Annotated in this window: 10 protein-coding genes and 1 tRNA gene; 8 read left to right on the top strand and 3 right to left on the bottom strand. The window is 42.6% G+C overall.

The window, feature by feature from the left end:
• Positions 1–473 precede the first annotated feature (473 nt).
• Both ACYVTD_RS07215 and ACYVTD_RS07210 read right to left on the bottom strand, forming a co-directional pair.
• Entirely contained in the window at positions 474–1853 is a 1380-nt protein-coding gene (locus ACYVTD_RS07215) for a TrpB-like pyridoxal phosphate-dependent enzyme (protein WP_461247099.1), read from the bottom strand.
• Positions 1854–1876: 23 nt separating this feature from the next.
• Positions 1877–1959, bottom strand: a tRNA-Leu gene (locus ACYVTD_RS07210).
• A gap of 145 nt (positions 1960–2104) precedes the next feature.
• Here ACYVTD_RS07210 and rsxC point away from each other — a divergent pair.
• From rsxC to ACYVTD_RS07170, 8 genes are all read left to right on the top strand, one after another.
• Positions 2105–3460 (top strand): electron transport complex subunit RsxC, encoded by a 1356-nt coding sequence (gene rsxC / locus ACYVTD_RS07205; RefSeq protein WP_461247098.1) that lies wholly within the window; start codon positions 2105–2107, stop codon positions 3458–3460.
• Between the two features lie 11 nt (positions 3461–3471).
• Positions 3472–4440, top strand: coding sequence for an RnfABCDGE type electron transport complex subunit D (locus tag ACYVTD_RS07200; protein ID WP_461247097.1), 969 nt, complete (start codon positions 3472–3474; stop codon positions 4438–4440).
• Positions 4437–5054, top strand: coding sequence for an RnfABCDGE type electron transport complex subunit G (locus tag ACYVTD_RS07195; RefSeq protein ID WP_461247096.1), 618 nt, complete (start codon positions 4437–4439; stop codon positions 5052–5054). Before ACYVTD_RS07200 ends, ACYVTD_RS07195 begins: the two co-directional genes overlap by 4 nt.
• Positions 5051–5674, top strand: coding sequence for an electron transport complex subunit RsxE (rsxE, locus tag ACYVTD_RS07190; protein WP_461247095.1), 624 nt, complete (start codon positions 5051–5053; stop codon positions 5672–5674). The genes ACYVTD_RS07195 and rsxE overlap by 4 nt, the downstream gene beginning before the upstream one ends.
• Positions 5671–6246: an electron transport complex protein RnfA gene (locus tag ACYVTD_RS07185; RefSeq protein ID WP_461247094.1), complete on the top strand. Its 576-nt coding sequence runs from the start codon at positions 5671–5673 to the stop codon at positions 6244–6246. The genes rsxE and ACYVTD_RS07185 overlap by 4 nt, the downstream gene beginning before the upstream one ends.
• Before the next feature lie 10 nt (positions 6247–6256).
• Positions 6257–7054: an RnfABCDGE type electron transport complex subunit B gene (locus tag ACYVTD_RS07180; protein ID WP_461247093.1), complete on the top strand. Its 798-nt coding sequence runs from the start codon at positions 6257–6259 to the stop codon at positions 7052–7054.
• A 118-nt stretch (positions 7055–7172) separates the two neighbouring features.
• Positions 7173–8042, top strand: coding sequence for a hypothetical protein (locus ACYVTD_RS07175; protein WP_461247092.1), 870 nt, complete (start codon positions 7173–7175; stop codon positions 8040–8042).
• Between the two features lies 1 nt (position 8043).
• Entirely contained in the window at positions 8044–9069 is a 1026-nt protein-coding gene (locus ACYVTD_RS07170) for a hypothetical protein (protein WP_461247091.1), read from the top strand.
• Here the strand turns inward: ACYVTD_RS07170 and ACYVTD_RS07165 are convergent.
• Positions 9066–10334 (bottom strand): MFS transporter, encoded by a 1269-nt coding sequence (locus tag ACYVTD_RS07165; protein ID WP_461247090.1) that lies wholly within the window; start codon positions 10332–10334, stop codon positions 9066–9068. The two genes, ACYVTD_RS07170 and ACYVTD_RS07165, sit on opposite strands and share 4 nt — an antisense overlap.
• Positions 10335–10442 lie beyond the last annotated feature (108 nt).

Below are 10442 nucleotides of genomic sequence, written 5' to 3'. Positions count from 1 at the left end.
TCCTCCTCAAGGACATCTTCCCCCCGTACGGAGGGGTGAATTTAAAGGGACGTTTAAATGCGGCAGTTTTTGAGGAAGTGGAAAAAATGGGAATTTGGGGGAATTTTGAGGAGGGGGTACTATTTTTCTCTACAGGTTTATAGGTAAATTTACCTATGTTTGGGTATTTTTTTTCGCAAAAACGGGTATTGTTACAGAGGGCGGTTATACTTTGGTATAACCAAAGAGGGTAAAAGTTATACTTTTTTCATACTTTTGGGGGGTTAAAATTGACTTTTTTTATACTTTTGTTATACTCGACACATATTTTTAGTTAATATCTTCGCTCTCTAGTTTCGAGATTGTTCGTGTGGTTCGTGGTAGATCTCTTCGCTCATCATTTGTGTGGGGCGATAAATGCACCCGCAGGGTATCTATGAATAATTGAGGCAGCTTTAGTTTTCTGTCCACACCGAGGACTCGTAGTAATTTTTTTACGCGTTCTGCGGTATTTGCGGAATTGACGCAAACCCGCGTTCAAGTTCCGCATCGCTTGGGATTCGGTCTTCCATTGTTTTGTTGTTGTACGATGTATAAGCCGTCATATCAAAGAAGCCTGTTCCGCTTAACCCAAAAACGATAACCTTTTTTTCGCCTGTTTTTTTACACTCAAGAGCTTCGTCAATGGCGACTTTAATCGCGTGAGAAGATTCAGGCGCGGGAAGTATGCCCTCTACTTTCATAAAACGAATTGCAGCTTCAAAGACATCGGTCTGTACTTCCGCACGGGCTTCCAAAAAACCGTCCTGATAAAGTTTTGATAGCGTAGAATTCATTCCGTGATAGCGAAGACCGCCTGCGTGGTTTGCTGACGGAATAAATCCGCTTCCCAAAGTTTGCATTTTGATAAGCGGGGTGGTTTTCGCCGTGTCGCCAAAATCGTAGGCAAAGCGACCGCGCGTAAAAGACGGACAAGACGCAGGCTCAACGGCGATAAAACGGGTCTTGGATTTGCCTGCAAGCCTTTCGCCCATGAACGGAGAGATAAGTCCGCCCAAGTTTGATCCGCCGCCCGCGCAACCGATGATAATATCGGGTTTAACTTTGTATTTATCAAGCGCGGCTTTTGTTTCCTGCCCGATTATTGTTTGATGTAAAAGAACATGATTTAAAACGCTGCCAAGCACATAACGGCATTTATCGGTTTTTACGGCTGTTTCTATCGCTTCGGAAATGGCGCACCCAAGAGAGCCGCCTGTGTTTGGATCGGATTCCAATATTTTACGCCCCGACTCAGTGGTATTGGACGGAGAAGGAATAAGGTGCGCTCCGTAGGCTTCTATCAACGCTTTGCGGTAGGGCTTTTGCTCAGAGCTGACTTTTACCATGTACACTGTCAATTTTAAATCGTAAAAAGCGCAAGCCATCGCCATTGCCGTTCCCCATTGTCCCGCGCCTGTTTCCGTGGTAAGGGAAGTAAGCCCCTCTTTTTTTGCGTAATAGGCTTGGGGTCCCGCCGAATTTAATTTATGTGAACCTGAGGTATTTGTTCCTTCAAACTTGTAATAAATTTCCGCAGGCGTTTCCAGCGCTTTTTCAAGGTAATAAGCGCGGACAAGCGGAGATGGTCTGTAGGCGCGGTAAAAATCCTGAATATCTTCTGGGATTGGGATAAGGCGCGTAGTTTCGTCCATTTCCTGTTCAATTACGCCGTTGCAAAAAACAGGAGCCAAATCCGCGGCGGTTACCGGTTTGAGGGTTCCCGGGTGAAGCATTGGCTCTGGCTTCGACTTCATGTCCGCCCTGAGGTTGTACCAGTGTTTTGGCATTTCATCTTCGGAAAGATAAATTCTTGTCGGGATTTTCTTTTTCATAATTGACTCCTTTATAAAAAAAGTGCCGGCGATGAGACTCGAACTCATACCCCCTTGCGAGGAGGGGATTTTAAGTCCCCAGTGTCTGCCATTCCACCACGCCGGCTGGTAGGTATTGCATTTTTACAGTACTATTTTTTACGATTATTTGCAAGTTGTTTTGGTACGAGGTTTTACCAGTAGATACTATACATTTTTACCAGTCAATGGTAAAATATTGTATTAAATAACTAACGGATTGTGGGGTTTTAATGAGTTTAAAACAGAAGGGAGAACGTGTTTTAACATTTAAACGCGGGATTCACCCAAACGAGCAAAAACAATATACCGAAAACATACCCATTAATTATTTTCTTCCCGCCGCCGGAAGCGAGATTATTTTTCCGCTGGTTATGCATTTAGGCGCTCCCTGCAAACCGCTTGTAGAAAAAGGGCAAAAAGTTCTGCTGGGCGAAAAGATTGCCGATAGCGACGCTTTTGTCTGCGCTCCGATTCACTCAAGCGTGTCGGGAGTTGTAAAGGATATTCGTCCGCATTTAACCGTAGTTGGCACTATCGTTGAATCAATCATTATAGAAAATGACGGAGAGTTAAAAGAGCACGAAAGCATAAAACCCCGCGACAGTTATGATGATCTTTCAGCACAGGAAATTGTAAAAATTATACGCGAGGCGGGAATAGTGGGACTTGGCGGCGCTGGGTTTCCAACTCATGTAAAACTTTCCCCTCCGCCCGATAAAAAAATAGATACTGTTATAGTAAACGGCTGTGAATGTGAGCCGTACCTTACAACCGACAACAGGGTTATGATAGAAGAATCTTCGCGTGTTATAACCGGCTTAAAAATAATTTTAAAAGTAATTCAAGGCGCAAAGGGGATTATCGCTGTAGAAGATAACAAACCCGAAGCTATTGAATCGCTAAGGAAAGCCTGCGAAGGGCTTTCGGATATAAAAATTGATGTGGTTAAAACAAAATATCCGCAGGGGTGCGAGAAACAACTTGTTACGGCGATTACAGGCAGGGAAGTGCCGTCCGGCGGCATACCCATTGACGTTGGCTGTGTTGTAAATAATGTTGATACTGTTATTGCAATACATCGCGCTGTTTTGCGCGGGCGACCTCTTATGCGAAAAATTGTTACCCTTACGGGCGGAGCGATAAAAAATCCGGGAAATTACAAAGTGCGTATCGGGACAAAGTTAAATGATCTTGTCGAGCTTGCGGGCGGTTTTAAATCCAATCCCGAAAAAATCGTAGTAGGCGGTCCGATGATGGGAGTAGCCATTTTTGATACGGACGTTCCCATTGTTAAAACCACGTCGGGAGTTTTGTTCTTTACCGAAGAAGAGGCGCATATCCCGCCTGAAAGAAATTGTATACGTTGTGGAAGCTGTGTCGAGCATTGTCCTACGGGGTTGATACCGACAGAGTTAAACGCTGATATTTTAAAAGAAGACGGCGAGGCGTTTGTCATGCACAACGGACTCGATTGCATTGAATGTGGAAGCTGTTCCTACATCTGCCCGGCTAAACGGCGTTTGGCTCAGGCGATAAGAACAATCAGAAGGGTAGAGCTTGCCAAACAAAAAAATAAAGGCAAATAAGGGAGACAGTTGTGAAAATAGAAATAAACCAAATAATGACCGTTTCTTCTCCGCCTCATATTTACGGCACTGATACAATCGAAGCGCGAATGCGCGATGTGGTAATCGCTTTGGTTCCCGCAATATTAATGTCTATGTACCATTACGGCAAAGAAGCGTTTTACGTAACGGTGATTGCCGTCTTGTCCGCGCTCCTTGCGGAATACCTGTACCAAAGGATCATGGGTAAGACTGTAACGATAAACGACTTTAGCGCGGCAATTACGGGCATACTTCTTTCCTTTAATCTTCCTCCACATGTTCCGCTGTGGCTTCCTGCCGTGGGAAGTTTTTTCGCTATTATCGTTGTTAAACAATTATTCGGCGGACTTGGCTCAAACTTTGTAAACCCCGCTCTTGCCGCCAGAGCGTTTCTTCTGGTTTCCTTTCCCGTGCTTATGACAAAATGGACATTTGCGCCTGACGCCGTAACAAGCGCGACTTATCTTGCAATTGTAAAACAGGATCCGTCTTTTGTTCCGCAATTTTCAGATTACATGGCTCTCCTTTTTGGGAAAGTAGGCGGCTGTATCGGCGAGACAAGCGCAGTAGCCCTATTAATTGGCGGAGTATATCTGCTTGTAAAAAGAATTATTAATTGGAGAATACCTGTTTTTTACATTGGGACATTCGCGTTATTCGCTTTTATTTTTAGCAGACCGGGCATGGGCTTTTTCAGCGGAAATGTGCTGTTTGAAGTTTTAAATGGCGGTTTAATAATGGGCGCTTTTTTTATGGCGACAGATTACGCTACATCTCCCATTACGCCCAGAGGCAAAATTGTTATGGGAATAGGCTGTGGAATTTTAACATTCCTTATACGCTTCCACGGAGGTTATCCCGAGGGCGTAAGTTACTCAATTATTATAATGAATCTTTTTGTGCCGCTTATTGATAAATACATAAAACCGCGCGTATACGGCAAAGGAAAGAAAAAATGAATTATATAATTAAACCTGCGGCTTCGCTTTTTATTGCGGCGGCTATAACCGTAGCGGCTTTAAGTTTTGTATACAACAAAACCTACGAAGCTATCGAAAAACAAAAAAATAAAGTTCAGGAAGAAGCTATGAAGGAGCTTTTGCCGAAAGCTAGCAGCTTTCAGGAAATACAAGCGGAATTCACAGGAAGCATTAAAGCCGTATACGAAGGTTATTATGAAACTGAGAAGTTAGATGATCGCGTAATGGTCGGCTATATTTTTAAACTTTCCCCGGCAGGCTACGGCGGCGAGATAGATTTTCTTGCCGGTGTTTCTATTTTAGATGAAAGAGAAATTACAGGTATACGCATATTGCGTCACAGTGAAACTCCCGGTCTTGGAGCGCTTGCGGTTAAAAAAGATTTTTACGGTCAGTTTAGCGGACGAGATCTTTCGCCGCTTAGAGTTTCAAAATCTTCTCCCAGAAGGGACGAAATACAGGCGATTACAAGCGCGACAATTACTTCAAGGGCGATTACAAACGCCGTCAACGAAGCGGTAGAGTGGTGTCTGGCGGCTGAAATACAACCTGAACCTGAACCTGAAATGTTGATATATGAGGTAGAATTATGAGATATTATATTCAACTTTTAAAAGACGGTATTTACAACAAAAACCCCGTGCTTGTGCAGGTTTTGGCGTTATGCCCTTTGCTTGCCGTTACAACTTCCGCTACTAACGCAATTACCATGGGGCTTTCAACTACGGCGGTAATGATCTGCGCAAGTTCCGCTATTTCTCTTGTGCGAAAACTTATGCCCAGCGAGATTCGTATTGCGACTTCGGTTGTAATAGTTGCTGGTTTTGTTACTATTCTTCAATTATTACTGAACGCGTACGCGCCGCAAAATGTAAATGAAGCGCTTGGTATTTACATTCCACTTATTACCGTTAACTGCATTGTCTTCGCGCGTGTTGAGGCGTTTGCGTCAAAAAACAAACTTCTGCCCTCGATGATTGACGCCATTGGCATGGGGCTAGGTTTTACTTTGGGGCTTTTTATCGTCGGCGTTATTCGCGAATTTTTCGGCAGCGGTTCGATCTTTGGGTACGAGCTTATACATGATCCTACGGCTCATGTTCTTATCATGGTTATGCCCCCTGGAGCGTTCTTTACTCTTGGAGTTGTAATTATGGTGCGCAATTACATACAGTTTAAGTCGCTTCACTTAAAACAAGGCGGTAAAAAATGACAATGTTTTTTGTATTAGTCGGCGCGATTTTAATTAACAATTATGTTCTTGTTCAATTTTTGGGTATGTGTCCATTCTTCGGCGTTTCCAAAAAAACCGAAACCGCTATCGGTATGGGAATATCAGTAATATTTGTAATGACTATAGCGTCCGCCATTACTTATACTTTTTATAAATTTGTTCTGGTTCCTTTTAAAATAGAGTATCTTCTTACAGTCGCTTTTATTTTGATAATCGCCTCTATTGTGCAATTTGTCGAAGTTTTTATGAAAAAAATGTTTAAGACTCTTTATACAATGTTAGGCGTTTATCTTCCGTTAATTACGACAAACTGCGCGATATTTGGCGTAACGCTTATTAATATTAAAAATGAATTTACATTTTTAGGGTCTATCGTAAACAGCATTGGAGCGGGTTTGGGTTTTACTCTTGCCATAGTAGTGCTTGCCAGTATCCGCGAAAAGTACGAGGCTGACCCCGATATTCCAGAAATATTCAGAGGGTTTCCGTTGGCGTTATTTTCCGCCGGACTTATGAGCATTGCCTTCATGGGCTTTATAGGTTTGATATAAGGAGAGACTGATGTTAATGAGCCTTTTAATTCCTATTATCAGCGTCGGCGGATTAGCGCTTCTCTTTGGAATAATTCTTGGCTTTTCCGCGAAGAAATTCGCCGTTGAATCAGACCCAAAAGTGGATCGTATAATAAAAATATTGCCGGGCGCTAATTGCGGCGGTTGCGGCTTTCCCGGTTGCAGTATATTTGCGGAAAGAGTTGTTACAGGCGAAGCAAGTTACAGCGGATGCTCTCCGGGAGGTCAGTCCGCCGCCACAAAAATTGCTAATGAAATGGGAATTAACGCTGGTACGATTAACCGCAAAGTAGCGTTTATTAAATGCAACGGATCAGATGATAATATAAGAAGAAATTATAAATACGACGGTCCTAAAAGTTGCGTGTCGGCGTCACAGCTTGCTACAGGCGGAAATAAAACTTGCGCTTACAGTTGCATAGGGCTTGAAAGTTGCAAGAACGCCTGTCAGTTTGGCGCGATAAAAATGATGGACAGCATAGCCGTAGTTATCAGAGAAAAATGTACCGCGTGCGGAAAGTGCGTTAAGGTATGTCCGAAACATCTTATCGAAATAATACCTTACAAAAACGCTGTGCATGTTGTATGCAACTCAAGAGACAGAGCAAAAGCTGTTAGAGACAGTTGCCGCGCGGGGTGTATCGGTTGTACGCTTTGTCAAAAAACCTGTAAAGTGGGAGCAATTACAGTAGTAGATAACATCGCGCATATTGATTATGAAAAATGCACTCAGTGTATGGAGTGCGTTAACAAATGCCCGTCCAAGGCAATTAAAGTAATCAGATAAATATCGTTTTTCCCACTATAAACTTTTTTTAATTTGTGGTAGGCTTATATTTATGAATACTGGATTTTCTACAAGATTTTGCCGAAAGTGTTTAGCCCTGTCTGTTTCTGTTGAGCAAATGAATCGTTTTGCAAAACTGACAGATCCGGATTATGACCTTTATAAAAGTTATGGTTTTTCAAAAGGACACCCTATAGGTATCCATGAAGCCGCAGATCGTATTGTAGGGGATATGGTGCAGAATGGATATTATATCGATTTTGTAGAAACCCTTATTCAAGCGGAATCGAAAGGTTATATGGGCAGAAAATTTGCTTTTAGAGGTTTGGACGATGTTATAGGCGATGTGCTTCAGGCGGGTTACAGTTATGATAACGCCACAGGTCAATTTTTTGAAGATCAAGAAAAACAAATTACAAGAAATTGGGGACGCCTTATGGAAGGCGATGAGCGGCAAATGGCGGTTTTACGTTTGGATGTTGCCGGCAACACAATTCTTGTAAAAGAAAATCCTAAAGCATCAATAGATAAAGCTTACGGCGATTTACGGGAAATTGTAAACAACGCGGTAGTTTCGCGGCTTGGCAGGCTTTGGACATGGGAAGGAGACGGCGCGCTTGGCGTTTTTATGTTAGGCGACTACAGTCGTTATGCGATATTTGCCGCTATGGAAATTTTAAGCGAAATGTTTGTGTATAACAAAGCGGATAACCCGCTGAATTCTCCTATTAAATTGCGAATAGCGGTTCATTCGGGACATCTTGTGTATACGGAAAGCGCAACGCAACTTTTAAAAGCGGATACAATTCGGACGACAATGACTCTTGAATCAAAAGCAGCGTCTCCCAATTCAATGGTAGTTTCCGAGAGTATGGCGATGTCGCAGGATCAATCTTTGTTAAATATTTTTACCGATTCAAAAGTTGTTCCCAACTCTACGGAGAAATATCGTCTTTATCAGGTATATTTGGAGCGAAGAGGTCAATAGTATGATTTATGTTTTTACAAAAAAAGAAGCGTCTCTTAAAACAATTTTTCCAAAAAATACAAGTTTTATGGCTTTGCCGTTATCTGAACATTCGCCTGGAAACGCGGACATAACTTATATTGATATTTCCGGTTTATCAGATGCGGAACTTAAAAAGACGCTGACTCAGTTTAAAAAAATATGTAATGATACAAGTTGGGGAATAATCGATCCAAAGGGGAGCGTAAAAGATATTTCCGCTCTGTTTTTTGACGGTGCTTGCGATTATTTGGGAGCGGCTCTTTTAAAAGACGCCAAAGCCGTAGATAGCAAACACTTTAAGGAAGCGCTCCAGTGGCGAAAAGTTATGCCAAGCGCGGCTCACGCGTCAGGTGATGACGAGAAAGCGGAGGCTCTCGGCGGAAGCGGATTCTTAAAATCGGGAATTAAACTTCCAGCCGCAAAATCATTCCCCGGTTGGAATAAACTGACTGCCGGAAAAGTCATGCCCTTCTATCTTTTGTACTGTTCTCTTCAGGGAAAAACCGCGCTTGACACCCGCCTTGGCGATAAAACGCTTAATCAAGTGCATAAACGCTTTTTATCTTTGCTTTCGACTTATATGCATTCGGCGGACGGCTTACTGTGGATGAACACGGGCAGAGACTGTCTTTTTCTTCTTCCCCCGCGCGCAAAATGCGCGGAAGCGGCAATTAAAGCCTGCATAGGAATGATAGTTTCCGCGCCTTTGTTTGTACTGGAAACATTCGGCATATCAATACCCGCAAACTTTGTTTTTGCAATGCATTACGGAAGCGTAACTTACAAGCCGCCCGGAAAAACAGGCACTATAGTTTCCGACGCCGTAAATTCAATTTTCCATCTTGGCGCGAAAAAATCTGAGCCGGGACGCCTTACAATTTCAGGCGAATTGCCCGATGTTTCCGTACCCGCGTCCTTGCAGGATCTATTTGTTCCCGCCGGCGAGTACGAAGGCAGAAAAATTTGGCACACCAAGAAATTTAATTACGCTAAACCCTGGTATTAATCCGCAGGTTTTATAAACTCGTCTTCTTTTTTGATTGTCGCAGCGTAAATGCTGTTTATCAAACCAAGAAAGGCGGAGAGCGAGAAAAGAACCTCGATGCCTGTAACCTTCCAAATCCAACCGCCCATGAGAGCGATAAAAATACTGATAATATGATTTACCGAAATTCCCGTTGAAAGGGTAGCAGTAATTTCTTCCTGATTGGCGGCGATACGCTGTACATAGATGTTACTCGCCATGCTTGCTATGGAAATAATCGAGTCCATTATAAAATTACAGCAAACTACCATAAAGGCTACGTTATACGAAAACAATCTGTGCGCGAACCCGTAAAGAAGACAGACAATAATTAAAATGAGGGTATCGCCTACCATGACAACTTTGTATCCTACCTTGTCTATTATTTTTCCGATAAGCGGGCTAAGGCACATTCCAAAGACGGCGCAAATAGCGTAGAGTATCGACATAATTGACGGGTCGGCTCCGTATTGTAGGATTAACACATAAGGCGCGAAGGTAAGGAAAATCTGTTTGCGCGCCCCATAAAAGATTTCCAACATATAAAATTTGTAAAACTTTTTAGCGAAATAAAATCTGCGCCGTTGCGCTTTTAGCGTAGTCTCCCGCAAAGCGGACGCGACAAGAGCCGCTGACGTCATTAACGCCGCCGCCGCGCAAAAGACAATTCTGTACCCGAAAATATCTTTTCTGTTAAAACCCATTTTGCTAAGAATTAAAAAAAGCACAGTTACAAAAATAAAACCCGCTATGTTTCCAAATTGGCTTATCGAATTTGACAATCCCAAAGACGCGCCCGCCTTTTCTTTTTTTGCAAGATCCATTGATATTGTCGCCCGAACAGGCATGATTGTATGCTCGCCCGTACTGAAAAGAACCATAAAAACAACGACAAAAAATTTTGTCATAAAAAAAGGACTTGTACTGGAAAGAAGAAGCCCCACGCACCCGCCCGCCATAATCGCCACGCCAATTTTAAAAACCTTGCTGTCCGCGAATCTGTACATAAGTGCAAGAATAAATATCAGTAAAAGTCCTGGAGTTTCCCTAAAAAATTCGACTATTCCCCGTTCAAAAGGGGTAATATGGACAATCTCCGCAAGGTAATTATCCTGAATCCCTCGATAAAGCCCGTAGGACACTCCAAAAAGAATAAGTACGCTTAAAAAACGCCCAACTTTTGCGTCGGGTCGGTAAGTATTGTCGATAAAGCGGGGTCGATATCGCTTTTTTAATGTATCAGACATATTTTCCTTTTTAGCTTTTTATTATAATTTCTTATAATAAATGCGTTATAATATATAGTATAATATTATAGATATTTGGTTTATAAAACCCTTTTTTGGCGGGGTTTA

This window comes from Treponema sp. R6D11 (assembly GCF_054786075.1).
The sequence above is the reverse complement of the archived record's forward strand: the minus strand, read 5'-3'. Positions and strand labels throughout refer to the sequence as shown.

Excerpts from the sequence above, each read along its gene's own strand:
- rsxC (WP_461247098.1), top strand. The coding sequence starts at position 2,105 with ATGAGTTTAAAACAGAAGGGAGAACGTGTTTTAACATTTAAACGCGGG.
- ACYVTD_RS07170 (WP_461247091.1), top strand. The coding sequence starts at position 8,044 with ATGATTTATGTTTTTACAAAAAAAGAAGCGTCTCTTAAAACAATTTTT.
- ACYVTD_RS07185 (WP_461247094.1), top strand. The coding sequence starts at position 5,671 with ATGACAATGTTTTTTGTATTAGTCGGCGCGATTTTAATTAACAATTAT.
- ACYVTD_RS07180 (WP_461247093.1), top strand. The coding sequence starts at position 6,257 with ATGTTAATGAGCCTTTTAATTCCTATTATCAGCGTCGGCGGATTAGCG.
- ACYVTD_RS07165 (WP_461247090.1), bottom strand. The coding sequence starts at position 10,334 with ATGTCTGATACATTAAAAAAGCGATATCGACCCCGCTTTATCGACAAT.
- ACYVTD_RS07195 (WP_461247096.1), top strand. The coding sequence starts at position 4,437 with ATGAATTATATAATTAAACCTGCGGCTTCGCTTTTTATTGCGGCGGCT.
- ACYVTD_RS07215 (WP_461247099.1), bottom strand. The coding sequence starts at position 1,853 with ATGAAAAAGAAAATCCCGACAAGAATTTATCTTTCCGAAGATGAAATG.
- ACYVTD_RS07175 (WP_461247092.1), top strand. The coding sequence starts at position 7,173 with ATGAATCGTTTTGCAAAACTGACAGATCCGGATTATGACCTTTATAAA.
- rsxE (WP_461247095.1), top strand. The coding sequence starts at position 5,051 with ATGAGATATTATATTCAACTTTTAAAAGACGGTATTTACAACAAAAAC.